The 24795-nt window shown below is 55.0% G+C and carries 19 protein-coding genes and 1 pseudogene; 8 read left to right on the top strand and 12 right to left on the bottom strand.

The genetic code is table 11. The annotated features are described in order from the left end of the window. Positions 1-9 precede the first annotated feature (9 nt). From CGL_RS07885 to tkt, 4 genes are all read right to left on the bottom strand, one after another. On the bottom strand, positions 10-969 hold the full coding sequence (locus CGL_RS07885; protein ID WP_011014458.1) for a glucose-6-phosphate dehydrogenase assembly protein OpcA: 960 nt from the start codon (positions 967-969) through the stop codon (positions 10-12). Between the two features lie 14 nt (positions 970-983). Continuing rightward, on the bottom strand, positions 984-2528 hold the full coding sequence (gene zwf / locus CGL_RS07880; protein ID WP_011014457.1) for a glucose-6-phosphate dehydrogenase: 1545 nt from the start codon (positions 2526-2528) through the stop codon (positions 984-986). Positions 2529-2632: 104 nt separating this feature from the next. Next, positions 2633-3715 carry a transaldolase gene (gene tal, locus CGL_RS07875; protein WP_003856053.1) on the bottom strand — a complete coding sequence of 361 codons (1083 nt, stop codon included), beginning with the start codon at positions 3713-3715 and terminating at the stop codon, positions 2633-2635. A gap of 167 nt (positions 3716-3882) precedes the next feature. Continuing rightward, the gene (tkt, locus tag CGL_RS07870) at positions 3883-5976 is read right to left on the bottom strand and encodes a transketolase (RefSeq protein WP_172820728.1); all 2094 of its coding nucleotides are present in this window, start codon (positions 5974-5976) and stop codon (positions 3883-3885) included. An 852-nt stretch (positions 5977-6828) separates the two neighbouring features. Here tkt and CGL_RS07865 point away from each other — a divergent pair. Continuing rightward, the gene (locus tag CGL_RS07865) at positions 6829-7761 is read left to right on the top strand and encodes a heme o synthase (RefSeq protein ID WP_020948587.1); all 933 of its coding nucleotides are present in this window, start codon (positions 6829-6831) and stop codon (positions 7759-7761) included. A 71-nt stretch (positions 7762-7832) separates the two neighbouring features. On the opposite strand, the gene CGL_RS07860 is transcribed toward CGL_RS07865, so the two are convergent. The 6 genes from CGL_RS07860 to mptB form a co-directional block, all read right to left on the bottom strand. After that, positions 7833-8801, bottom strand: a complete 969-nt coding sequence (locus tag CGL_RS07860) for a quinone oxidoreductase family protein (RefSeq protein ID WP_020948586.1) — start codon at positions 8799-8801, stop codon at positions 7833-7835. 447 nt (positions 8802-9248) lie between these two features. Next, positions 9249-11600: a TOTE conflict system archaeo-eukaryotic primase domain-containing protein gene (locus CGL_RS07855; RefSeq protein ID WP_011014453.1), complete on the bottom strand. Its 2352-nt coding sequence runs from the start codon at positions 11598-11600 to the stop codon at positions 9249-9251. Positions 11601-11709: 109 nt separating this feature from the next. Continuing rightward, a complete protein-coding gene (locus CGL_RS07850) occupies positions 11710-12750 on the bottom strand; it encodes a COX15/CtaA family protein (protein WP_011014452.1) in 1041 nt (346 codons plus the stop codon). Between the two features lie 119 nt (positions 12751-12869). Next, positions 12870-13676: an ABC transporter permease gene (locus CGL_RS07845; protein WP_011014451.1), complete on the bottom strand. Its 807-nt coding sequence runs from the start codon at positions 13674-13676 to the stop codon at positions 12870-12872. A gap of 8 nt (positions 13677-13684) precedes the next feature. Next, positions 13685-14707 (bottom strand): ABC transporter ATP-binding protein, encoded by a 1023-nt coding sequence (locus CGL_RS07840; protein ID WP_011014450.1) that lies wholly within the window; start codon positions 14705-14707, stop codon positions 13685-13687. Positions 14708-14713: 6 nt separating this feature from the next. After that, complete coding sequence (mptB, locus tag CGL_RS07835; RefSeq protein WP_020948585.1) at positions 14714-16489, bottom strand: polyprenol phosphomannose-dependent alpha 1,6 mannosyltransferase MptB; 1776 nt, start codon at positions 16487-16489, stop codon at positions 14714-14716. Between the two features lie 312 nt (positions 16490-16801). Here mptB and CGL_RS07830 point away from each other — a divergent pair. The 7 genes and pseudogenes from CGL_RS07830 (at position 16802) to CGL_RS07800 (ending at position 23179) form a co-directional block, all read left to right on the top strand. Beyond that, a pseudogene (locus CGL_RS07830) lies at positions 16802-17516 on the top strand (helix-turn-helix transcriptional regulator). After that, positions 17513-18958 carry a Fe-S cluster assembly protein SufB gene (gene sufB / locus CGL_RS07825; RefSeq protein WP_003862284.1) on the top strand — a complete coding sequence of 482 codons (1446 nt, stop codon included), beginning with the start codon at positions 17513-17515 and terminating at the stop codon, positions 18956-18958. Before CGL_RS07830 ends, sufB begins: the two are co-directional and overlap by 4 nt. Before the next feature lie 5 nt (positions 18959-18963). Continuing rightward, positions 18964-20142: a Fe-S cluster assembly protein SufD gene (sufD, locus tag CGL_RS07820; RefSeq protein WP_011014448.1), complete on the top strand. Its 1179-nt coding sequence runs from the start codon at positions 18964-18966 to the stop codon at positions 20140-20142. 123 nt (positions 20143-20265) lie between these two features. Then, positions 20266-21024 carry a Fe-S cluster assembly ATPase SufC gene (sufC, locus tag CGL_RS07815; protein WP_003856078.1) on the top strand — a complete coding sequence of 253 codons (759 nt, stop codon included), beginning with the start codon at positions 20266-20268 and terminating at the stop codon, positions 21022-21024. A 1-nt stretch (position 21025) separates the two neighbouring features. Then, complete coding sequence (locus CGL_RS07810; protein ID WP_011014447.1) at positions 21026-22291, top strand: cysteine desulfurase; 1266 nt, start codon at positions 21026-21028, stop codon at positions 22289-22291. Then, positions 22291-22740 carry a Fe-S cluster assembly sulfur transfer protein SufU gene (sufU, locus tag CGL_RS07805; RefSeq protein WP_003856080.1) on the top strand — a complete coding sequence of 150 codons (450 nt, stop codon included), beginning with the start codon at positions 22291-22293 and terminating at the stop codon, positions 22738-22740. The genes CGL_RS07810 and sufU overlap by 1 nt, the downstream gene beginning before the upstream one ends. A 25-nt stretch (positions 22741-22765) precedes the next feature. Further along, the gene (locus CGL_RS07800) at positions 22766-23179 is read left to right on the top strand and encodes a metal-sulfur cluster assembly factor (RefSeq protein WP_003856083.1); all 414 of its coding nucleotides are present in this window, start codon (positions 22766-22768) and stop codon (positions 23177-23179) included. 72 nt (positions 23180-23251) lie between these two features. Here CGL_RS07800 and CGL_RS07795 read toward each other — a convergent pair whose 3' ends face one another. Continuing rightward, positions 23252-23839, bottom strand: coding sequence for a hypothetical protein (locus CGL_RS07795; protein WP_011014446.1), 588 nt, complete (start codon positions 23837-23839; stop codon positions 23252-23254). Between the two features lie 177 nt (positions 23840-24016). Beyond that, a complete protein-coding gene (locus CGL_RS07790; protein ID WP_011014005.1) occupies positions 24017-24727 on the bottom strand; it encodes an IS6-like element IS1628 family transposase in 711 nt (236 codons plus the stop codon). Positions 24728-24795: the final 68 nt, after the last annotated feature.

The following is a 24795-nucleotide window of genomic DNA, read 5'->3' as shown; positions in this document are numbered from 1 at the left end:
TATTTCTCCTTAGACGGTTTCCAGCTTGACGCTGGACAAGCCGGATAGTGCGTGCTGGTAGCCCAAATCTGGATCCATGTGGCGAAGCTCCTCAGACAAGCAGTCGGACTCACTTCGACGACCAATAGCCACCAGCGATGGGGCATTGCCGGATTCCGGCATCTCTACCTGAAGGGTATGAGCGTCATAGATGGTGATGATGATCGAGCCGGTGGTGCGAACGATCTCCAGGCGCTGGATAGCCAGCAGTGGAGTACCAAACTCATCGGTTGGCACGGTGGGAGCATCTGTCACCTCGCGGATCACAGGCACTTTCAGCCTCCGCGCCAACCAGCCTGCAGCCAAATCCACCGAGGTACTGCCGCTTGCACCGGTCAGCCTCACGGAAGTGATTTCGCTGTGTGGTGGGTGATCCAATGAGGAGGCAACAAGTCCCCGCCACTGGGTAAGGCGCGCCCACGTCATGTCGGTATCACCTGGGTGATAGTTCTCAACACGATCTTCTAGTGCGTCATCACGGTCGTACAAAGCATCAGTGATGCGTCGTTGTGCGATGCGTCCAATTGGGTCCTGGGAAGGATTCTTTGGTGATTCACCTGGCCACCAAGCAACGATGGGGGTGTCAGGAAGCAACAGTGGTGTGACGACATACTGGAGCTTGTCAGCGACAGGTCCGTTGAGATGCATGATGATCATCTCGGAAGCACCAGCGTCGCCACCGATACGGACTTCTGCGTCAACTTTGTTTTCTGCAGTTTTATCGCCAACCACCAAAATGATCACGCGAGATGGGTGCTCGCGCGAGGCTTCATTGGTGGACTCGGTAACTGCAGCGACATCGCTTTCGGAGTCAGTGACCACGATGAGGGTGAGCACTCGGCCGGTGGTGACCTGGGTGCCCGATTCACGCAGTCGAGTTAGGGTCTTGGAAATTTGCTGGGTGGTGGTATCCGGAAGTTCAAAGATCATTTTTTGCCCCTAAATTATGGCCTGCGCCAGGTGTGACCGTTGCGGGAAAGCATTTCATCAGCGCTCTTTGGACCCCACGTACCCGCTGGGTAATCCTCTGGTTCTCCATCGGCATCCCATGCTTCAAGAATTGGATCCAGAATCTTCCAGCTCAGTTCCACTTCCTCGTTGGTAGGGAAGAGGCTGGATTCATCTAACAGCGCATCCAAAATGAGGCGCTCGTATGCTTCAGGTGATTCTTCAGTGAAGGATTCTGAGTAGGAGAAGTCCATGTTGACGTCACGGACTTCCATGGCAGAACCTGGAACCTTGGAACCGAAGCGGATGAGCACACCTTCATCAGGCTGCACGCGAATCACGATGGCGTTTTGGCCAAGGGATACAGTCATGTCGCCGTCGAAAGGCTGGTGTGGTGCGTCTTTAAACACCACGGCAATCTCAGTAACACGGCGACCAAGACGCTTACCGGTGCGCAGGTAGAACGGCACACCAGCCCAGCGACGAGACGTGATCTCTAAGGTACAAGCCGCAAAAGTCTCAGTGGTGGACTCAGGGTTGAAGCCATCTTCTTCGCGAAGTCCCTTGACTAACTCAGAGCCCTGCCAACCGGCAGCGTACTGACCACGAGCGGAGGTTTTATCCAATGGGTAGCACGGCTTTGTCGCAGAGAGCACCTTGATCTTTTCTGCCTGCAGCTGCGCTGGCACGAAAGAAATTGGTTCTTCCATGGCAACCAGAGCCAAGAGCTGGATCAGGTGGTTCTGGATGACGTCGCGGGCTGCGCCGATGCCGTCGTAGTAACCAGCACGTCCACCCAAGCCAATATCTTCAGCCATGGTGATCTGGACGTGGTCAACGTAGTTGGAGTTCCACAGTGGCTCAAACAGCTGGTTAGCAAAACGCAGAGCCAGGATGTTTTGAACTGTTTCCTTGCCCAAATAGTGGTCGATGCGGAACACAGAAGATTCTGGGAAGACTGCGTTGACCAGCTGGTTGAGCTCGTGTGCGGATTCGAGGTTGTGGCCGAAAGGCTTCTCGATGATCACGCGGCGCCATGCTTCTTCGGTGGATTCAGCCATGCCGGAACGCTCCAGCTGGTGGCAGACCGCTGTGAAGGAATCTGGTGGAATGGACAGGTAGTAAGCCCAGTTGCCGGCGGTGCCGCGGGTTTTGTCGATGCGCTTGAGTGTTGCAGCGAGGTTGTCGAAAGCTGCATCATCATCAAAGTTGCCGCGAACAAATTCCATACCCTCGGCGAGGCGCTCCCAAACATTTTCACGGAATTCCGTACGAGCACCAGCACTTGCGGCATCGCGTACGTATTTTTCAAAGTCTTCTTTGGACCATTCGCGGCGGCCGTAACCTACCAACGAGAATCCTGGGGGCAGCAATCCGCGGTTTGCTAGATCATAAATGGCGGGGAGCAGCTTCTTTCGAGCCAAGTCGCCAGTGACACCGAAGATCACCATGCCGGAAGGGCCAGCGATGCGGGGGAGTCGTTTATCCTGCGGGTCGCGCAGTGGGTTTGTCCAGCTGGAGGGGGTCGTGTTTGTGCTCACGATGGTAGTGTCACGATCCTTTCTTTAATGAAAGATGTGTAACGGCCACATAAGATCGAACTAATTCGATTTCATGTCGCCGTTACTGATGCAGCGTGCTGATTCTACTTCAGGCGAGCTTCCATGGACTCAAGCAGTTCGCTCCAAGAAGCAACGAACTTGTCCACACCCTCGGTCTCCAGGACCTGGAAGACATCTGCCAAGTCAACGCCCAGAGCCTCAAGCTGGGAGAACACAGCGTCAGCTTCTGCCGCGGAGTTGGACAGGGTGTCACCGTGCAGGTTGCCCTGCTCCAGAACCGCGTCGATGGTGCCTTCTGGCATGGTGTTGACGGTGTTTGGACCAGCCAGCTCGGAAACGTAAAGAGTTGCAGCGTACGCAGGGTTCTTCACGCCGGTGGATGCCCACAGTGGGCGCTGAGTGTTGGCACCTTCAGGCAGCTCGGCGGCGTCGAAAAGCTCCTTGTACACAGCGTAAGCGCGCTGAGCGTTGGCAACGCCTGCCTTGCCGCGCAGAGCCAAAGCCTCATCGGATCCGATTGCCTCGAGGCGCTTGTCGATCTCAACGTCGACGCGGGAGACGAAGAAGGAAGCCACAGAGTGGATCTTGGAGACGTCGTGGCCGTTTGCAGCAGCCTGCTTGATGCCCTCGATGAACGCAGCGATGACCTCGCGGTAGCGAGCAACGGAGAAGATCAAGGTGACGTTAACGCTGATGCCCTCAGCCAAAGCGTCGGTGATTGCTGGCAAAGAACCTGGGGTTGCAGGGATCTTGATCATGACGTTTGGACGATCAACCTTTGCCCACAGCTCCTTGGCCTGAGCCAGGGTTGCGTCGCGGTCAGCAGAGATACGTGGGTCAACCTCGATGGACACGCGGCCGTCGTAGCCGTTGGAGGACTCGAAGATGCCGGTGAACAGATCACAAGCATTGCGAACGTCGTCGATGCTCATGGCGTAAACAGCCTGGTCAACAGATGCGCCAGCGGCCTTGAGCTCTGCGATCTGAGCGTCGTAGGAATCGCCCTTGGACATTGCTGCTGCGAAAATAGCTGGGTTGGTGGTGACACCGACTACAGACTTTTCCTCAATAACCTGGCTGAGATTGCCGGAAGTAATGCGCTCGCGGGAGAGGTCGTCGAGCCAAGTGGAAGTGCCGAGCTGTGCAAGATCATCAATGTGAGACATGAAACTAAATTTTCCTTAAAAGAATTGTTCTTGAACTGTGCTCAAGGAGAGCAGGCAAGTAAGGGATGTGCTTAAGACCCTTTGTACCGATTAACAACAACAACCCGGGGCAATAAAATTCCGGAGAATCATATTGCCCCGGGTTGAAGCTAAAAACAGCAGGGCAATTAACCGTTAATGGAGTCCTTGGCCGCTGCCACGACTGCATCGGTGGTGATGCCGAACTTCTCAAACAGGGTCTGGTAATCCGCAGAAGCACCGAAGTGCTCAAGGGAGACAGCACGGCCCTGGGTGCCCAAGAAGCGGTACCAAGGCATTGCGATGCCAGCTTCAACAGACACACGAGCGGTCACAGCTGCAGGCAGAACGGACTCGATGTACTCTGCGTCCTGCTCCTGGAACCAATCCATGCAAGGAACGGAAACAACGCGAGCTGCAACGCCCTCAGCTTCCAGAGCCTTCGCAGCGTTAACTGCAAGCTGAACCTCGGAGCCGGAGCCCATGAGGATCACATCTGGGGTTTCCTTGGAACCCTCAACCAGGACGTAGCCACCGCGGCGAACGCCTTCAGCAGCCTTCTCCTTGGTGCCTTCCAGAACAGGAACGTTCTGGCGGGTCAGTGCAAGACCCTTAGGGCCTTCCTTGTACTCAAGTGCTGCAGCCCAAGCCTGGGCGGTCTCGTTCGCATCTGCAGGACGCAGGACGGACAGACCTGGGATGGCGCGCAGTGCAGCCAAGGTTTCAACAGGCTGGTGGGTTGGGCCATCTTCGCCCAGACCGATGGAGTCGTGGGTCCAGACGTAGTAAGCGTCGGTCTCCATGAGAGCTGCAAGACGAACTGCAGGACGCATGTAGTCGGAGAAGATGAGGAAGGTTCCGCCGTATGGGCGGGTGCCACCGTGGAGGGAAATGCCGTTGAGGATGGATCCCATAGCGTGCTCACGGATACCGAAGTGCAGGTTACGGCCGTAAGGCTCAGCAGACCAGGTCTCGGTGGAGATGGACTCAGGGCCGAAGGAAGGGGAGCCCTTGATCACGGTGTTGTTGGAACCTGCGAGGTCAGCGGAACCGCCCCACAGCTCAGGAAGGGTCTTGCCCAGTGCCTGAAGTGCAGCCTCGGAAGCCTTACGAGTTGCGACGCCCTTCTCATCTGCATCCCATGTTGGGAGCTCGTCAGCGTAGCCCGCTGGAAGCTCACGGGAGTTCAGGCGATCGAACAGAGCCTTGTTCTCAGGGTTGGCAGCTGCCCACTCATCGAACTTGACCTGCCATGCAGCCTTCTTCTGTGCAGCGCGCTCTGCGAGGGAGCGGGTGTGAGCGATAACCTCATCGTCGATCGCGAAGTGAGCCTCAGGATCGAATCCAAGCTCAGTCTTGGTTGCTGCAACCTCAGCTGCGCCAAGAGCAGCACCGTGCACAGCACCGGTGTTCATCATAGTTGGAGCTGGGAAGCCGATGATGGTGCGAACGCGGATGAAGGTAGGTCGCTTGGTGTCCTTCTTAGCCTCAGCCACTGCAGCTTCGATTGCTGCAACGTCCTCGCCAGCCTCAACCTCAATGGTCTGCCAGCCGTAAGCCTTGTAACGAGCAACAACGTCCTCGTTGAAAGCGATCTCAGTGTTGTCTTCGATGGAGATGCGGTTGTCATCCCAGAACACGATGAGGTTGCCCAGCTGCTGGGTGCCAGCGATGGAGGATGCCTCAGAGGTGACACCTTCCTGCAGGTCACCATCAGAAGCAATGACGTAGATGTGGTGGTCGAATGGGGATTCGCCCTCAGCAGCGGTTGGGTCGAATAGGCCACGCTCACGACGAGCAGCCATGGCCATACCAACTGCAGATGCAAGACCCTGGCCAAGAGGGCCAGTGGTGATCTCAACGCCCTTGGTGTGGCGGTACTCAGGGTGTCCTGGGGTCAAGGAATCCCAGGTGCGCAGAGCCTTCAGGTCATCCATCTCAAGGCCGAATCCACCCAAGTAAAGCTGGATGTACTGGGTCAAAGAGGAGTGGCCACAAGAAAGAACGAAGCGGTCACGGCCTGCCCAGTTGGTGTCCTGTGGATCTACGTTCATAACCCGCTGGTACAAGGTGTATGCAAGGGGAGCCAGGCTCATTGCGGTGCCTGGGTGGCCGGAGCCACAGTTTTCTACAGCGTCTGCAGCGAGGACACGAACAGTGTCTACAGCCTTGGTGTCCACATCGGACCAATCAGAGGGGTAATTGCGTACAGTGAGCGCCTGAAGTTCAGGTGACAGCGTCAAGGTGGTCAATCCTTCCTGGGTTAAACCGGGACCAAAGTTTTGGTTCGTTTTCGTTAGATCCGATGATCAGATCTACGACTTAGGTTAATTGGTTCAAATTTGGCAAAGGTGATCTACCCCGAAAGTAGTCTTTGCTTAATCTGACCCGTCAACACCTCTAACCATAGTGATGTTGAACCCATTTTATAACCAACTGTGGTTCAAATGTGTCAAAGGTGTGATCAATCTTAAGTCTGGGAGCTGTGACGTGGGCTTTTGTAGGTGAAAATTCTCGAAAAACCGAAAGGAAAAGAAAAATGTTCGGCAAGCAATACGGTGCAACGTCAAAAAACCTCACAAAGCGTCACGAACGGAACGAATCGGACCCCTTCAAACTCTCGAGCTACGAGGGCCTGAAATCGTCCGCTGTGAACCGTCCGCCAATCAAGCGTCTACACCCATCTATTTCCGATTACTCAAATAGTGTGAATAGGCGATAGCATGGCAAGGTCTGGTTCCGCGCGAGTTTTGCGCAGTGATTTGGCACAATCTTTAACGGAATCGTCACAGGCAGTTTTTATGAAGTGGAAATAAAAGTCTGAAGCTTTTTAAAGGTTGGCGTCCACCTGGGTCAGCACACCTTCAAATGGTTTGAAAACATTAAAAAGATTGATTCGGGAACTTTTAATTAACTTCATCCGACTAATTTGCCGTGTGTCTTAGAAAATGTCTTGAGTAAACACTCTGACGCTTCTGTCAGAGTCTGGGCCTTCAACGCAAGGTGCACACTCACCGCAGGGATATTTAAATAATAAGGACTCACAACTTAAATATATGAGTGATTTGAAAATGCAACGTTCTGGAGGAGAACCCTTGGACACGATCAAGGCCTATATTGCGCTAACGAAGCCCAGGGTTATTGAACTCCTCCTTGTCGCCACAATCCCCACAATGCTTCAGGCTGAACGCGGTGAGAACAACATTGTGCTCATCTTGCTGACTGTGTTCGGTGGCTGGATGGGTGCGGCCGCCGCCAACACCTTCAACATGGTGGCAGACTCCGATATTGATCAGCGCATGGGACGCACTAGGGCTCGCCCTTTGGTGCGCCACACCGTGAGTAATCGCGACGCCTCCATTTTTGCGTGGGTCCTGACAGTGGCCAGCTTCTTGTGGCTGTGGCTGCTGTGCGATTCGATGCTCGCCGGCATCTTCGTGTTGATCACGATTTTCTTCTACATTTTTGTCTACACCAAGTGGCTGAAGCGCCGCACGCACATGAATATCGTGTGGGGCGGAGCCGCAGGTTGTATGCCAGTGCTCGTCGGCTGGGCAGTGATCGTTGATCAGTTTGAGCCAGGCGTTCCACAGCAGTGGTGGCAGGCAATTGTCCTGTTCATGGTGATTTTCTTCTGGACCCCACCTCACACCTGGGCTCTGGCCATGAAGTACCGCGAAGACTACAAGGCGGCTGGCGTCCCAATGCTTCCTGTCGTGCGCACCCCAGTCCAGGTCACCGCACAAATCGTGTGGTACTCCGTGGCAACTGTGCTGACCACCTTCTTGCTCATCCCAGCAACTGGTTGGATCTACGCAGCGATCGCCGTCATTTCCGGCGTCACCTTCTTGTTCATGGCCATCAAGCTGCACCTCGGCATCAAAAACGGTGGCAAGGTCAAGCCTCTGAAGCTGTTTATTTTGTCCAACAACTACTTGGCAGTCCTCTTCGTGGCATTGTCCGTCGACGCGGTCCTCGGCCTTGAGACCATCGGCGAGATGCTCGGCTGGACCACCACCTTCTTCTAAAAGCTTGCTTTTCGACGAAAAGATCCTGGCTAACCTCACCGCGAGGCTAACCAGGATCTTTTTATGCGTGTTTAGTCCTTCGGGATTTCCAAGACCAAAGAACCGCTCGTGCTACGCGCCTGAAGGTCGCGGTGGGCGATGTAGGCGTCGGCAAGCGAATATGTGCCAGTAACGCGAACCCGCAAGGTGCCTTCGACGATGGCCTGCGTGACCGCCTGTGCACGCTTGGCAAATTCGCCCTCCTCAGACGTCCACGCGCCAATGCTTGGGCGGGTCAAGAAGATCGAACCGTGAGTGTTCAACAGCTGCGGATCAAAAGGCTCCACAGGACCCGACGCCGCACCAAACAAACACACAGTGCCGCGCGGACGAACAGCCTCTAAGGACTCATTGAACGTGGACTGGCCGACACCGTCATACACCACATCAACTCCGCGACCCCCGTTGTGCCGACGAACCTGCTCCGCCAAATTATCGGAATAACGAAACACCTCATAAGCACCGGCATCCAAAGCAAGCTCAGCTTTTTCATCCGTGGACACCACGCTGTACACGCGCACTCCCTTGGCCGCCGCCATCTGCGTAGCCAACAATCCAACACCACCCGCGCCAGCAGTGATGAGGCAAGAATCGCCCTCTTCAAGCTCATACACACCATTGGTTAGATAATGCGCAGTGATTCCCTGCATCAACATCGACGCAGCCACTTCCGAACTCACGCCCTCGGGAACCGCCACCAAGCGATCCCGCGGCACACACACCTGCTGAGCATACGAACCCATGGCATCACACCACGCCACCTTGGTACCCGCCGCAATCAACCCCTGCGGATCCTCCAACACCCGACCAGTGCCTTCAAAACCTGGGATAAACGGCAGGCGAGCGTGATATTCACCCTGGCGATAGTAAGTATCAATAAAGTTGACGCCAGCCATATCAACTTCAACTAAAACCTGATCATCAGTGGGCTTTGGGGCGTCAGTGTCGGTGAACTCCAACACCTCTGGTCCGCCGGTGCGGGAAACTAAGATTGCCTTCATGGTTCCCACACTAACCATGACTGAAAGACAAGGTTGGGAAATTGACCAAATTGTGCCCTTTTGAGGGGAGTCAGAGTGCAGACCAAACCAGGTGACCAGTTTGGGCTTGCCATTGAGGTTTTCGGCTGGAGGTTTTCGGTCACCTAGTTTGGTCGAATTCGGCTAGATTGCGGGAAAGCCATTACACGGCCGTTTAAGCGGTTGGGATCGCAGAATGAGTAATTGGTGTGGGCTAGTGGGTGGGAGGCTCTTAAACGCGATTCTGAGAGGGCATTTTCTGACCGTCCGAGGGTAGCTTTCCGAGGAAACCAAACGAGAGTGCCCACGGATCGCGAAATCGAGTTTCGTGGGCAGCTGTGACCGGTTTCGAGGTTGATAAACCAAACCAGCGTGCCCACGGATCCTGAAATGGCCAACCGTGGGCACGCTGGTTTGGTCTGGTCCTCCTCAAGGCTCCGAAACAGCGAATCCTTCCTTTTGCATAGCCCGCAATCGGCGACCGTGCATGCGTTTGAGTGTCGGAATCTTGGAATCAACAAAATCATGGACCGTGGCAGTCACCGGAGGAGCGTTTTGATCACCGGTTGCGCGAGTAACTCGGCCGATTTGCTGAATCACCAGCCCCTTGAAGGACACCGGCGCTGCCAAAAACAGCGTGTTGAGGCTGGGGATGTCAAGGCCTTCGCCGGCGACTTTATTCATCGCGACCAGTACAAACGGATCCTGCTTTTCACTCAATGAGGCAAGTTGCGCACGAAGGTGAACTCGCTCCTCTTGGGTTTGGCGGCCATGCATCACTAAGACAGTGTGATCGCCAGATTCGGTAATACTGCTGGTCAGTGCTTCAAGGGCTGCAATTCGGTTGACCAAAACTAGACATCGGTCGCCAGCTTCAAGCGCTTTGTGCACTTCGGCAGTGATTTGCGCATTTCGGGCAGAATCGACCGCGAGCTCATTGTAGAGATCCTGGATTTCGGTGGTTTCCTCAGAGTCGAAAGAGGTTTCGTGGATGTGAATCAAGCGCTGTTCATTGTCTGTTGCCACTTCCATGCGGTGGCGCACAGGACCGCACTGCATGGTGATGATTTCATCCATGTGGTCTGAACGAAACGGCGTGGCGGTTAGACCCAGCCAGTAGGGGGCCTTGACCTGGTTCAATGCGGCTTCGGCGCCTGGGGCTGCGATGTTGTGGCACTCGTCGACGATGATTTGGCCGTATTGTTCCAAAATTTTCGGATCGGAATCTTTACGGCTCAAGGATTGGACGGTGATGAGATCGATAATTCCGGTGGTTTTGCGTCGGCCCGCGCCGATCTGTCCGATGGAGTCTGCGTCGATGCTCAGGTATTGCGCGAGACGATCCCGCCATTGGGAAATCAATTCTGCACGGTTGACTATCACTGCGGTGGGGATTTTTCTGTTCGCGATGAGTGCACAGGCCATCACTGTTTTTCCAGCGCCCGGCGGTGCTACCAATACGCCGGTGCGTTGGCCTTTGAGCGAGTCGATTCCCTCTTGTTGCATGGATCGCAATTCGCCCTCGAAAGACGCGTCGATGGTTTTCCGAGTTTGCCGAGGCCAGATGACGCTGACTTTGTACCCGGCGAGGGTGAGGATCCGGAGGGTGTCGTCGACAAGCCCGCGTGGGAGCAGCAAGCGCTGCTCGGCCTGGGCGAAGCGGATGACGATGCGCGGCACGCCGAAGGTCGAAAATCTTTGCGCTTGTCGACGATAAAACTCAGGGTTTGGGATTACCGCCCGGTGTTTAATCTCCGCGATGACGGCCGCGGGTAACCTTTCGGTGGGGACGCTCAGCTCGTTGGTGATGGTGAGTTTGATGGTTTCGCCGTTGGCTTTAACCTGTTTGAGTTCGGCGCGGGTGGGGCGTTTGATGTGTTCGGGTTCGGGGCCAAATTTTTCCTGCGTGGTGGCAAGGATCTGCTCGATTTTTTCGGTGGCTAGTGGCGTGATGGCCGCGAGCGCTGCGAAAGGATCTTCGAAGGGAACCCACGTTTCCGAATCGGCGAAGACGGCGGTGTTGCGGGCTCGACAGTCGCCGTTGAGGGGCAGCGCGATCAAATTTCCCAGCCGTGCGCTTCCGTTTGCGCGCGTTGCGATGGTGTCTTGAGCAGGGAAGAAGCGATCATAAGAAGACATATCCATGTCAGGGCGGGAGTTCATGGCTTGGCGGAGCATGGCAAAACCTAGGCGCCGAGCCAGCATCGCGGAGATTGGGGTATCGAAAAATATCCACACGGGGGCGCCGTCGTCGGATCGAGAAATTTCAGCCAACGCATCGATTCCGTGGTCGGTGCAGGCTGACACGAAAGCGGCCGCATCTTGCTTCCAGGTGCCATCGTCGAAATCGCAGGCGAGAAGTTTGCACGTGTCGATGGGGACCATCACATAGAGACCGATATGGTCGCCGCCCCGGCGCAGATGCGCATTGACGGTGTCAACGGTGAAGGGGAGATAGTCCTTCGGTGTGGTGTCTTTTGAGTAAAAACCCTGGCGAGTAGCCGGCGACCATCCACTTTTGCCCGTTTTTCTGCTGGTCCAGCGCCGCGCATACACATCGTGGCGACCACTAAACCTCTCCATGAACAAAGCGATCTTCGCCTCCGGACCCGACGATGCATTGACTCCGGTCGCTTCGGTGGCGATGACTGTATCAACTTTCACAGGTTCCGGTTCCGGAAGCACTAGGCGTTCCTGGCGGATCTCCTGACGAATCGCGGCGATCTCCCGTTCCAGTTCAGAAAGCCGTCGCTCAAGCTGATCGAGTCTTTGTTCGGACATAGCTCTAAGTCTAGGTCAGGGCTATTCTGGACTGTTCGAAGCATGAAAAGCATGGAAAAAGACCCAACCAAGAATCCTTGATTGGGCCTTTTACCGATACAGTTGCGTGTTATTTAACAGGCTGCTTTGATTTCTTCTCAAAGGGGTTCGTAATGATCTCGTTCTTAATATCGCCATCAACAGAACCAGTAACGGTGGCTTTACCGCCGACGCGTATACGACCCTGCGCCCACAGAAGGGAAGTGAAGGCAACAACGACAGAAGACATTGCGATGTGGAATGGGATGCTCCAGCGTGGCACACCCATGCGGTACTGCAAGATGCCGATACCTGCCTGAATCAGAATGAACAGAATCAGCATGAGGCCAAGCTGCTTGTTGTGCTTGGTGGTTTTTGCCTTGTACAGACCGGCGACCACGATGAGGGTGAAGAAGAGGTAGATGTACATGCTGTAGCCGTGGATGTGGGCCATCAAGTCGATGCTGACATCGAGGCGATCATCCATGGTGATTGATGCATCGCCAGAGTGAACGCCAGCGCCGGTGGTCATGGTGCCGGTGATCAGTACTACGGAGAGCGCTACTGCACCAATGACAGCTACATTGCGGATCCACGTGGGGAATGTGGTGGTAATCTCGCCGTCATCGGGCTCGCCGATGCGGGTGTACAAAATCGCGGCCATGAAAACAAGGATCATGGATGGCAGGAAGTGCAAAGCAACGGCGTACCAGTGCAAATCAACCAGCACGGTGATGCCACCGATGACAGCCTGCAAGATGATGCCCAAACCCTGGATGAAGGAATGGACCAGGATCTCGCGGCGGCGTTTTGCGCCAAGAACTGCAATGAACAACGCAAGCGCTGCGGCAGCAAGCACGAAAGTGAGCATGCGGTTACCAAATTCCACTGCCTGGTGGATCCATGGTGCTGCGCCTGCGACTGGGACTAGTGAACCTTCGTGGCATAGTGGCCAGGTATCACAACCGAGGCCGGAGCCTGTGACACGGACGATAGAGCCCGTAACGGTGATGCCTCCCTGGAAAATCAACAGTAGGAGCGCGAGAATGCGCTGCACTTTGATGGTCGGTGCCCAGAAAGTAATGGGCTTCAACTCAACTGGATTATTTGAGGGAGCAACTGAAGTAGACACGTCGCTGATCCTAGCAGGTCATGGCTAGTTTTATACAATTGTTCCCGGTATGGAAGTGGTGGTATTTGCCACTGAAACTCCCGGGAACTTTTAAGGATATTTTCCGACTAAGGGTATATCTAGCGGCTCGCAGAGAAGTTAAATAGCTTGTTTGCGGCCACGCCGGTGATAATTAGCCAGCCCACCAAAATTCCTAGCTGGAGCCACGGAAGTTCGCCGTTGAATGCGTCAACCATACCTTGGGACAGCGCAACGGATGGGATGATGGACAGCACTCCTTCAGCGTTGACGGAAGGGGAAAAGACCGCCCATGCTGCAAGGCCGGACAGTACAATCCAAATCAAGTTAGCCAGTGCCAATACCAATTCGGAGGACAACGTTCCGCCCATCAGCATGCCGAGCGCGGTGAAGCTGGAAACACCCACAAATAGGGTCACGATGCCAAAGAGCACACCACCGACAGGTGCGGACCAGCCCAACAGCAGTGCAGTCACACCGAGAAAGATGATCTGCACAATGGTGACTGCAATGACTGCGATGACTTTGCCAAAAATAATCGTCCAGGCGGGAACACCGCTGGCGCCGGTGCGCTTGAGGGCACCATAGCGGCGGTCAAAAGCTAGGCTGATGGCTTGACCTGTAAAACCAGCGCTCATGGCTGCTGTGGCCAGCGCGAAGGGGAAAGTCTTGTCGAGGGAGTTCTCACCAGGGATGAAATCAAAATTCGCTAGTGCGATGAGCGCGACCAAGGGAATGATGATGCTGAGCAGTTGCTGTTCGCCGTGGCGAAGAAACAGCAGGGATTCCATCTTGCCCTGAGCAGCCAACATTTTTGCCGGGGTGGCTCGTTTGGGAGCAGGGGTGAACGTTCCAGCTGGGAATCGAGAAGAACCGCGGAGCGCAGAGTTTTCAAAAGGTTTAGACATGGTGTGCGTTAACTCCTCAGTTCTTTTCCGGTGATGTCCAGGAAGACATCTTCCAATGAGCGGTGTCCCGTATCCAAAGAGCGAATCATGACGTTTTGGCGGGCGACAGCCTGGACGATGTGCGCCAAGGAATCCGGGGTGGCTTGTTGCGTCCGAAGTGAATAATGCAGTGGCCGGTTGGCTCGTGCTTTCACATCACCGATGTTTAAGCTGCTGAGATCATCCACCAAGCGATCAAGATCAAGCGGGCTCGTGGTCTCTACGGAGACATTAATTTCAAGATGATCGCGTTGCGCAGTGAGTTCATCAGGTGTGCCACTGGCAAGGATTTGACCGTTGGCAACGATGATCACGTGGTCAGCTAGTGCTTCGGCCTCATCCATCAGGTGGGTGGTGAGCACGATGGTGACGCCGTCGCGGCGGAGATCGTTGACAAGCTCCCACACCATGTTGCGTGATTGCGCATCCATGCCAGCGGTGGGTTCGTCGAGGAAGATAATCTCAGGGCGACCAATTAATGCTAAGGCCAAAGAAAGGCGTTGCTGTTGGCCACCTGACAGACGTCGGTAGGTGGTTTTGCGTTGTTCACGCAGTCCTACAAGATCAAGCAGCCATTCAGGATCGTGTGGGTTGTCGTTGTAGGACGCCGCAAGCTTGAGCATTTCAAACACGCGGATTCCGCTGTAGGAACCGCCACCTTGAAGCATGATGCCGATGCGTCGGCGCACCTGGTCTGGTTCTGTGGCTGGATCGATGCCCAAGACTCGGATGCTGCCAGAGGTGGGGGCGGTAAAACCTTCGCACATTTCAATGGTGGTGGTTTTGCCTGCGCCATTAGGTCCCAGGAGGGCCAAAACTTGACCGCGGGGGACTTCGAAGGAGATTCCGGCTACTGCTTCCTTGGTGCCAAATCTTTTTACCACGTTGTTCACCACGATTGCTGGATCGTTTGGTGGGACGGGGTTTATGGCATCAAGTGCGCCTTCTGCGGCTCCAAAATTAGAGCTAGAGGCCGAAAAATCAGTAGTCACAGTTGATCAGTGTAAACCAAAGGTTGGATTCCGCCTCAAACTCCACCATCCAACTAATAGGAGAATGCTGAATCCGAGCGCTGCGCCGAAGTAGATGGAAAAGACAGTTCCGACTGGAAGTGCAAGCCCGCGAGGCAGCACAAAGAAACTGAAGGCAGTGGAGTAGGCAATCACTCCGAGCTGGAAGAACAGTCTATTTGCCCAGGAAGCTAGCGGCACGATAGCCCACAGCATGTACCACGGATGCACCACGGGGAAGAGGATAACGAGGACGAAAGTCGCCACGCCCAGTCCGCCCACAGCGTGAATGTGACCTCTATATGTGGCAAACAACATACGAACCATGAAGGCGGCAGCTACCGCGATTCCGGCTGCACGGGTCACAACGAGCATGGCTGCGGTGTGGTCGCCTAGCCCCAAATTCATTCCGATGAATCCAGAAATAACGCCAATGTTGGTGGTCATAGACATCCAGCTTCGGATCGTCGCAGCGCCACCTTGACCTGTGATCCACCCCAAACTGATTCCGGTAATCACACTGAGAACAACCACGGTGATCACCAGGGCTGCTACTTGAACGAGGCCTGCAACGCCGATCGCAACGACGTGTCGATGTCCACGTGCATGAAACGCCCTGGCCAAGGCCATGCCCACAAAACCGAGCCCAATAAAGCCGGTCACCTTGACCAGGCCTGCGCAAGAAATCAATACGCCACTCAGTGCAATATATGTCCACGCAGGCCCCCACAGCCCTGTTTGAATCCGGTCGGTGCCACGCAGTCCGAGTTCCAGGCCAACAAGTAAAAATCCCAGCAGGATGGATTCGTTGTGAATACCGCCGATCAGGTGCAGAATCAGCAGCGGATTAAGTACGCCCAGGTAAAAGGACGCTTCTTCAGATACCCGACAGCGCCTGGCCAGCATGGTGATCGCCCAGCCTGCAGCCACAACGCCCAGCAGCGACGCAATACGGTGCGCCAGCACGCCTCCAACGATGCTGTCATTAGTAATAACGCTTATCGACGCCGCGATGCTCAGCGCAACAGGGCCGTAGGGCGAGGGCGACTGGGCCCAAATAAAGGGCACGGACCGTGCCAGATGATTATCGGGCCCCAATAGTTCAAGCGGTCCACCGGCGTAGGCATCCATTCCCTGCGCGGTCACAGAGCCTTGTGCCAGATAAGAATAAATGTCTTGAGTAAACAGTGGGGCGGTGAGCATGATGGGCGCTACCCAGGCGCCAAATGTGCGGCGCAGCATGGACAAACTCACGCTGGCTGTTCTGTTTCCGCTGCGTTTAAAAGGAATACCCACCAGCGGTGCCATTAACACCCACGCCAGCACCAAAAATCCCACGCCGATGAGCACGATCATGGAAGAGGTCTGCAGCATTCGGCTCATGAAGTTTCCGCCAGGGAAATCCACATACGGATTATTCACCACCGGAAGTGCACCCGCGCCCAGCGCACCAAACGCGATCATTAACGCACCCATGGTGCCGATCAGGCGCAGCCATGCAAATCGGCGAATCTTTTCAGGCTCAAGCCCTGAGGCGTCGGTATCGCGGTCGTTGATGGAGCTCGCGCCGGTCGCGACGTCGAAAAGCGTTGCCCCTAAAGGGCTCTGCTCGTCTTCCACGTGGAGGGTCGCTGATCTGGAACCAGCGGTGCCGATGCGCGGCAAAGTGTCGAGAAATTGGCGTAGGGGACGAGGTGCCCGAGGAAACCATTTTCTGTTTTCAGGGGCGTTCGAATTGGGTTGAATCTGCTCGTCCTTCGTCACTCGCATCATTCTACGCAAGGGAGCGGAGAACATTTACCTCGCATCAGAGTCTGGTGGTGACCCGAAGGGGGATAGTGTGAGCTAAATCTCAAATTATATTCATTTTCGGTAATTGGAATGAAGTTTTAAAACACACCACCTGTGGCCAGCATAAATAAGGTTACCTTTGGTTGGCTTAGGGTTCGCTTAGTTTTTATTTATTGATGATTTTTCTACGTCTATTTGCGCTGGTAGGGGGGAAGGGATTGGACACGGGAATGGAATTAGGGAACACTTGTGTTGTCTAAAGGTGAAAGCTAAATCAAGCAGGAGGTGACACCAGTGGGAGATGTTGTAAAAGGCAACGACGCGCACACCGGAGACGGTGATACGCGCCGAAAAATTCTTCTCATCCTGTTGGAACGTGCACCGGTGATCGCTTCAGATATTGCTGAACAGCTTCAGCTTTCAACTGTGGGAGTGCGCAGGCACCTAGACAACTTGGTTGAAGAAAATCTGGCGGAGGCGGCAAATCCGCGCCAGAACCCATATGAGCCCAAAATGCGCGGTAGGCCAGCAAAAACTTATCGGCTTACTGATAAAGGTCGCTCAATCTTCGGCCACGAATATGATTCCCTTGCTGCGGCAGCTCTAGCCACTCTTCGAGAGGTCGGCGGAGATGATGCAGTAAGGCAATTTGCTAGAAAGCGGATCGAAACAATTGTTGAGGGTATTACCCCAGCAGATGTCACAGATCAATCAATCGAAGATACAGCCAAATCTTTAGTTGAAGCTTTTAGTCGGCATGGTTATGCAGCAACTGTCGATGCCACTCGAAACGGGTTGCAACTCTGCCAGCATCACTGTCCAATATCTACAGTCGCCACGGAATTTCCGGAACTGTGTGAGGCAGAGCATCAAGCAGTCTCAGAACTTTTGGGGCAGCACACGCAACCATTGGCAACAATCGCGGACGGCCACGGCATCTGCACAACAAATATTCCATTGACACCCATCAAACACTCCTGATGAAAGGAGCGGATCATGACTTCGGCAACGACGAACCCAGGGGTTAACGAGCCCTTGACCGATGACCAGATCATTGAATCCATCGGTCCGTACAACTATGGTTGGCACGACTCCGACGACGCTGGTGCATCCGCACAGCGTGGTCTCAGCGAGGATGTCGTACGCGACATCTCTGCGAAGAAGAGCGAGCCAGAATGGATGCTTCAGCAGCGCCTCAAGGCCCTGAGCATTTTTGATAAGAAGCCAGTTCCAACCTGGGGTGCAGACCTTTCAGGCATTGACTTCGACAACATTAAATACTTCGTCCGCTCCACTGAGAAGCAGGCACAGTCCTGGGAGGATCTCCCAGAAGACATCAAGAATACCTACGACAAGCTGGGTATTCCTGAGGCCGAGAAGCAGCGCCTCGTTGCAGGTGTTGCAGCTCAGTACGAGTCTGAGGTTGTCTACCACCAGATCCGCGAGGACCTGGAGGAAAAGGGAGTTATCTTCCTTGACACCGATACCGCACTGAAAGAGCACCCTGAGATCTTCCAGGAGTACTTCGGCACCGTCATTCCAGCAGGCGACAACAAGTTCTCCGCACTGAACTCCGCTGTCTGGTCCGGTGGATCTTTCATCTACGTGCCAAAGGGTGTCCACGTGGACATTCCTCTGCAGGCTTACTTCCGCATCAACACCGAGAACATGGGTCAGTTCGAACGCACCCTGATCATCGTTGATGAGGATGCCTACGTTCACTACGTTGAGGGCTGTACCGCACCTATTTACAAGTCCGACTCCCTGCACTCCGCAGTCGTTGAGATCATCGTGAAGAAGGGTGGACGCTGCCGCTACACCACCATTCAGAACTGGTCCAACAACGTCTACAACCTGGTGACCAAGCGCACCAAGGTTGAAGAGGGCGGCACCATGGAATGGGTCGATGGCAACATCGGCTCCAAGGTCACCATGAAGTACCCAGCTGTCTGGATGACTGGCCCACACGCAAAGGGCGAAGTTCTCTCCGTCGCTTTCGCAGGTGAGGGACAGTTCCAGGACACCGGCGCCAAGATGACCCACATGGCTCCTTACACTTCCTCCAACATCGTGTCCAAGTCTGTGGCACGTGGCGGTGGACGTGCGGCTTACCGTGGTCTGGTTCAGATCAACGCAAACGCTCACCACTCAACCTCCAACGTTGAGTGTGACGCACTGCTGGTCGATGACATCTCCCGTTCTGACACCTACCCATACAACGACATCCGTAACGATCACGTGTCACTCGGCCACGAGGCAACTGTTTCCCAGGTTTCTGAAGAGCAGCTGTTCTACCTCATGAGCCGCGGACTTGCGGAAGAAGAAGCAATGGCAATGATCGTTCGTGGCTTCGTTGAGCCAATCGCTAAGGAACTCCCAATGGAGTACGCCCTTGAGCTCAACCGACTGATCGAACTGCAGATGGAAGGATCGGTGGGCTAAGCCCAATGACTGAAGTAGCAACCGTAAAGGCCGCAACCCCGCACAACACCAAGGGCGACCTCTTCTCCTCATTTAATGTTGAGGACTTTGAGATCCCACGCGGACGCGACGAAGAATGGCGTTTCATTTCCCTACGCCGTCTTCGCGGACTCCACAACGGCGAGTTCGCACCTGCAACCACCTCTGACGTCACCGTCGAGATCCCTGCAGATGCAGAAGGCGCAAGCCACGAAGTTGTCGCAAAGGACGATGCTCGACTGGGTCGCGCAGGCGCACCAGTAGACCGCGTCGCAGCTCAGGCCTGGACCTCCAAGGAACAGGGCAATGTTGTCACCTTTGCCAAAAACTCCCACAACCCAACCCCAGTAACCATCACGGTTACTGGCAAGGGTGAAGGCGTTACCTCTTTCGGCGCAATCTCCATCGAGGTTGAAGCGGGCGCAGACGCTATCGTCGCACTGCAGTACGTCGGATCCGGCACCCACGCTGACAACGTCGAATTCATCGTTGGCGACAACGCACGCCTGACCGTCATCACGGACACCCACTGGAACGCTGACGCAGTTCACCTGAGCAACCAGCTTGCACAGCTGGGACGCGACGCAACTCTACGCCACACCGTGGCAACCTTCGGTGGAGAAGTAGTCCGCATCGTCCCACGCGTGCGTTTCACCGCACCAGGTGGCGACGCAGAAATGCTCGGCGTCTACTTCGCAGATGATGGACAGTACTTCGAGCAGCGCCTGCTGGTTGACCACGCTGTACCAAACTGTCGCTCCAACGTCTTGTACAAGGGCGCACTTCAGGGTGACAAGAACTCTGACAAGCCAGATGCCCGTACCTGCTGGGTTGGCGATGTGCTCATCCGCTCAAACGCCCACGGCACTGACACCTACGAAGCTAACCGCTCACTCGTCCTCACCGAGGGTGCACGCGCAGACGCTATTCCAAACCTCGAGATTGAAACCGGCCAGATCGTTGGCGCAGGACACGCAGCAACCGTCGGTCGTTTCGACGACGAGCACGTGTTCTACCTCCAGGCCCGTGGTATTCCTGCAGAGGAAGCACGCCGCCTCATCGTCCGCGGTTTCTTCAACGAAGTGATCAACAAGGTCCCAGTTGAATCCATCCGCGGGGAATTGGACAACCGAGTCAGCTCGGAACTCGCAGTTCTTGGCATGTAATTAAGCCAAAGTAACTAAGCCAAGTGGCTAAGCACAGTTACTTGGCCAAGCTGGGCGGCAGAAAAACCGGCCCAGCTAATACTTCAGTTTAAAATTCGCTTCAACCCTGAAAGATTGTGACAGATGAGCACTCTTGAAATCCGTAACCTGCACGCACAGGTCCTGCCGTCCGATGAGTCCGCTGAGCCTAAGGAAATCCTCAAGGGCGTCAACCTCACCATCAACTCTGGTGAGATCCACGCCATCATGGGCCCTAACGGTTCCGGCAAGTCCACTCTTGCTTACACCCTTGGTGGACACCCACGCTACGAGGTAACCGCAGGCGAGGTCCTCCTCGACGGCGAGAACATCCTGGAGATGGAAGTTGATGAGCGTGCACGCGCTGGTCTCTTCCTGGCCATGCAGTATCCAACTGAAATCCCTGGCGTTTCCGTTGCTAACTTCCTGCGTTCCGCAGCGACCGCAATCCGCGGCGAGGCTCCTAAGCTTCGCGAGTGGGTTAAGGAAGTCCGCACCGCTCAGGAAGCTCTGGCAATTGACCCTGAGTTCTCCAACCGCTCAGTCAACGAAGGTTTCTCCGGTGGCGAGAAGAAGCGCCACGAGGTTCTGCAGCTTGATCTGCTGAAGCCAAAGTTCGCGATCATGGATGAGACCGACTCCGGCCTTGACGTGGATGCACTGCGCATTGTTTCCGAGGGCATCAACTCCTACAAGCAGGAGACCGAAGGTGGCATCTTGATGATCACCCACTACAAGCGCATCCTCAACTACGTTAAGCCTGACTTCATTCACGTTTTCGCGAATGGCCAGATTGTGACCACCGGTGGCGCTGAGCTTGCTGACAAGCTCGAGGCTGACGGCTACGACCAGTTCATCAAGTAACATGTCCGATTTCCTCAATGCAGATGGATCCCTCAATGTGGATAAGGTGCGGGAAGAATTCCCAATCCTGAAGCGCACTGTTAGGGATGGGAAACCGCTTGCTTACCTGGACTCAGGTGCGACATCGCAGCGACCCGAGCGGGTGTGGCGTGCAGAGGAGCACTTTGTGCTGCACACCAACGCCCCCGTGCACCGCGGTGCCTACCAACTGGCTGAGGAAGCAACGGATGCTTATGAAGGTGCCCGCGAGAAGATCGCTGCCTTTGTTGGTGCCGAGCAGCATGAAATTGCGTTCACTAAGAATGCAACTGAAGCACTCAATCTTGTTGCGTACACCTTGGGTGATGACCGTTCCGGTAAGTATCGTGTCCAGGCCGGGGATACCGTGGTCATCACGGAGCTAGAGCACCACGCAAACTTGGTGCCATGGCAGGAGCTGTGCCGTCGAACCGGTGCGACATTGAAGTGGTACAAGGTGACTGAAGATGGTCGCATTGATCTCGATTCACTCGAGCTTGATGAAACTGTCAAGGTCGTTGCCTTCACTCACCAGTCCAATGTGACCGGTGCTGTGGCTGATGTTCCAGAGTTGGTTCGTCGTGCCAAGGCTGTCGGCGCTCTCACGGTGCTTGATGCGTGCCAGTCTGTTCCTCATATGCCAGTGAATTTCCACGAGCTGGATGTAGATTTCTCTGCATTCTCTGGCCATAAGATGCTGGGACCTGCAGGCGTGGGCGTTGTGTATGCAAAGTCCCCAATCTTGGATGAACTGCCACCATTTTTGACTGGTGGTTCCATGATTGAAGTTGTCACCATGGAGGGTTCCACCTACGCTGCCGCACCTCAACGTTTTGAGGCCGGCACGCAGATGACCAGCCAGGTTGTGGGCTTGGGTGCTGCCGTGGACATGCTGAATGAAATCGGTATGGAAGCAATCGCAGCGCATGAGCACGCATTGACTGCTTACGCGTTGGAAAAGCTCACGGCAATTAAGGGACTAACCATTGCTGGTCCTTTGACTGCAGAGCAGCGCGGCGGTGCAATCAGCTTCGGTGTCGAGGGCATTCACCCACACGATCTAGGCCAAGTGCTTGACGATCAGGGCGTGAATATCCGCGTCGGCCACCACTGCGCGTGGCCCGTGCACCGCAGCATGAACGTACAATCGACAGCAAGAGCATCTTTCTATCTCTATAACACCTTCGAAGAAATCGACCGCCTCGCGGCAGCGATCGAGAAGGCCAAGCAATTCTTTGGAGTTGAGTAATGAACCTTGAGCAGATGTACCAGGAGGTGATCCTGGACCACTACAAAAACCCACAGCACAAGGGCCTTCGGGATCCTTTCGATGCTGAGGTTCACCACGTCAACCCTTCTTGTGGCGACGAATTGACTCTGCGCGTGAAGCTGTCTGAGGACGGCTCCACCGTGGAGGACGTCTCCTACGAAGCAGTTGGTTGCTCAATCAGCCAGGCCTCCACGTCCGTTATGGCCGAGGAGATCGTGGGCCAACCCGTCGACAAGGCGCTGGAAAAGCTCACAGAATTTGAGAAGATGATCGTTTCCCGCGGTCAGTTTGTTGGCGATGAAGATCTCATCGGAGATGGCGTTGCTTTCTCCGGAGTCGCCAAGTACCCGGCACGCGTGAAGTGCGCGCTGCTTGGGTGGAAGGCTTTCCAGGCGGCAACCGCTGACGCTGTTGCGCACGCACATTAGCCCGCTGTATTAATTGGAGGAAACCATGAGCGAGCACACCGAGAACACGACAGAGGTTGAAGACCAGAACGCTTCCACCTTTGAAGCACAAAGCTCTGAGCGCCCAGAGCAGTCCGAGGCAGACCTGGCTAAGGCCAGCGATGTTGAGGAGTACATGCGCGACGTTATTGACCCTGAACTGGGCATTAACGTTGTTGACCTGGGCCTTGTCTACGATATTTACATCATCAACGGCAACGAAGCTCACATCGATATGACTCTGACTTCACCAGCTTGCCCGCTGACTGACGTCATCGAAGATCAGGCACGCACCGCAATCGTCGGCAACGGCATTGCAGAGAAGATGTCCCTGAACTGGGTATGGATGCCACCTTGGGGTCCACACATGATTACCGAAGAGGGCCGCGCTCAGCTGCAGGCCCTAGGATTCGCGGTTTAAAAGGCTGCTTATCGACGCCACCCCGTGCCACACAGGTTTCCTGTGCGACACGGGGTTGTTGCATATTTGGCGTCAGTCAGACATGCATCCAACGAGGAAAGAAAGATTGGCGGGGTGGATAGGATTATTGGAGACGCGGTCTTCAAAGAACCCAGGCGCCTCATCCCAGTAGTTCTCATCAGATACCGCGATATATCTCAACTGGGCGTCACAAAAATCGTATCGCTCTCCAAAACTTAAGTTTCTAGAGGCAGACGGCGCGAGACTTTGACCAGTGGTGTAAGAACGCTCGGCCGTCACTGCTGGAGTCACAAAGGCAATGACAACGATAGCTACAGCTACCCACCCGCAACCACTTTTCCTCTTCCGCCTGTCTAGAGGCGGTGGGGAAGTATCCTCCGAAGGTTGCGCCTCCACAATGTCCTGGTGGACCGGCGTCAGAGCCTGTTGAACTCCGCGTGCAGGGGAAACGGAATATTCACTTACCTGAGTGGAAGAAATGCCGTATCTTTCTAAGACCCCAAACACCTCCCGTTTATCAGGGGGAGTTTCAAAACGCGTCACGATACTTCCGCGCTGAAACTCGTTGAGCGAGTATCGGATGATGTAATCCATTCCTGCTGTGGAGTCTGAACTAGATTCCTGGCCTTTGGAGGTCATACCCTCACCCTAGTTATGCGAGAAGTTTCCCGCACAAGCGTGTGGTTTTTCGAAATTTAAAAGCTTTGTGATTCACACGACAATGTGTCATGAGTTTTGTAGGTGCTGTTGCAACTTGGGGCGGGAGCCAAGAAGGCTCCGTTTTTATTGTGTGATCAACGCTATGTGCCTGTGTTGTCAGGCCGTCTCGAATACCCGGCTAACAATCACTGCATCCGGATTCGGGTGACCATAGGCAAACATCGTGCCCTGCCCCTTCCGCAATGAGTGCATCGCCTCCATCCCTTTCAACGTCCGGTAGGCAGACGTTCGGTTTTTGAATGCGCCTTTCGGCCCCAGGATCCGCTTTAACCGACCATGGTCGCCTTCAATGACGTTGTTGAGGTATTTCACCCGACGATGCTCGACCGTCGATGGACAGACGCCTTCCGCCTTCAGCTCAGAGATTGCCCTGGCGAGTGAGGGGGCCTTGTCGGTGCTGATCACCCGCGGATAGCCTGCCGATTTATTCGACCGCAGCGTCTTCGCCAGGAAACGCTTCGCCGCCGCGACGTTTCTCTTCGGGGAGAGGTAGAAGTCCAGGGTCTGGCTACCGGCGGTGATTGCCCGATAGAGGTAGCACCACTTTCCCCCGACCCGGATATAGGTCTCATCCACCCGCCAGGACCTGGCCTGCCAGTCAGGAACTTGCCGATACCACCGGGTCTTCTTATCCAGCTCAGGAGCATATTTCTGGACCCAGCGGTAGATCGTGGTGTGATCGACCGGCACTCCCCGCTCGGTCATCATCTCTTCGAGGTCGCGATAGCTCACGCCGTAGCGGCAGTACCACCGCACCGCCCACAGGATGATTTCACGAGGGAACTGCCGACCGGAGAAGATGCCCATGGACCTGATTATTCCACGCCGGTCTTCCTACTGCCCCAACTTTGCAACAGCACCGTTTTGTAGGATAA

This window comes from Corynebacterium glutamicum ATCC 13032 (assembly GCF_000011325.1).
Taxonomy (GTDB): Bacteria; Actinomycetota; Actinomycetes; order Mycobacteriales; family Mycobacteriaceae; genus Corynebacterium; species Corynebacterium glutamicum.
Note: the sequence above shows the minus strand (reverse complement) of the source record. Positions and strands in the feature narration are given on the sequence as shown.

Excerpts from the sequence above, each read along its gene's own strand:
- sufC (WP_003856078.1), top strand. The coding sequence starts at position 20,266 with ATGAGCACTCTTGAAATCCGTAACCTGCACGCACAGGTCCTGCCGTCC.
- CGL_RS07855 (WP_011014453.1), bottom strand. The coding sequence starts at position 11,600 with ATGTCCGAACAAAGACTCGATCAGCTTGAGCGACGGCTTTCTGAACTG.
- CGL_RS07810 (WP_011014447.1), top strand. The coding sequence starts at position 21,026 with ATGTCCGATTTCCTCAATGCAGATGGATCCCTCAATGTGGATAAGGTG.
- CGL_RS07790 (WP_011014005.1), bottom strand. The coding sequence starts at position 24,727 with ATGGGCATCTTCTCCGGTCGGCAGTTCCCTCGTGAAATCATCCTGTGG.
- sufD (WP_011014448.1), top strand. The coding sequence starts at position 18,964 with ATGACTGAAGTAGCAACCGTAAAGGCCGCAACCCCGCACAACACCAAG.
- sufU (WP_003856080.1), top strand. The coding sequence starts at position 22,291 with ATGAACCTTGAGCAGATGTACCAGGAGGTGATCCTGGACCACTACAAA.
- CGL_RS07800 (WP_003856083.1), top strand. The coding sequence starts at position 22,766 with ATGAGCGAGCACACCGAGAACACGACAGAGGTTGAAGACCAGAACGCT.
- CGL_RS07860 (WP_020948586.1), bottom strand. The coding sequence starts at position 8,801 with ATGAAGGCAATCTTAGTTTCCCGCACCGGCGGACCAGAGGTGTTGGAG.
- tal (WP_003856053.1), bottom strand. The coding sequence starts at position 3,715 with ATGTCTCACATTGATGATCTTGCACAGCTCGGCACTTCCACTTGGCTC.
- CGL_RS07885 (WP_011014458.1), bottom strand. The coding sequence starts at position 969 with ATGATCTTTGAACTTCCGGATACCACCACCCAGCAAATTTCCAAGACC.
- CGL_RS07795 (WP_011014446.1), bottom strand. The coding sequence starts at position 23,839 with ATGACCTCCAAAGGCCAGGAATCTAGTTCAGACTCCACAGCAGGAATG.
- sufB (WP_003862284.1), top strand. The coding sequence starts at position 17,513 with ATGACTTCGGCAACGACGAACCCAGGGGTTAACGAGCCCTTGACCGAT.
- CGL_RS07845 (WP_011014451.1), bottom strand. The coding sequence starts at position 13,676 with ATGTCTAAACCTTTTGAAAACTCTGCGCTCCGCGGTTCTTCTCGATTC.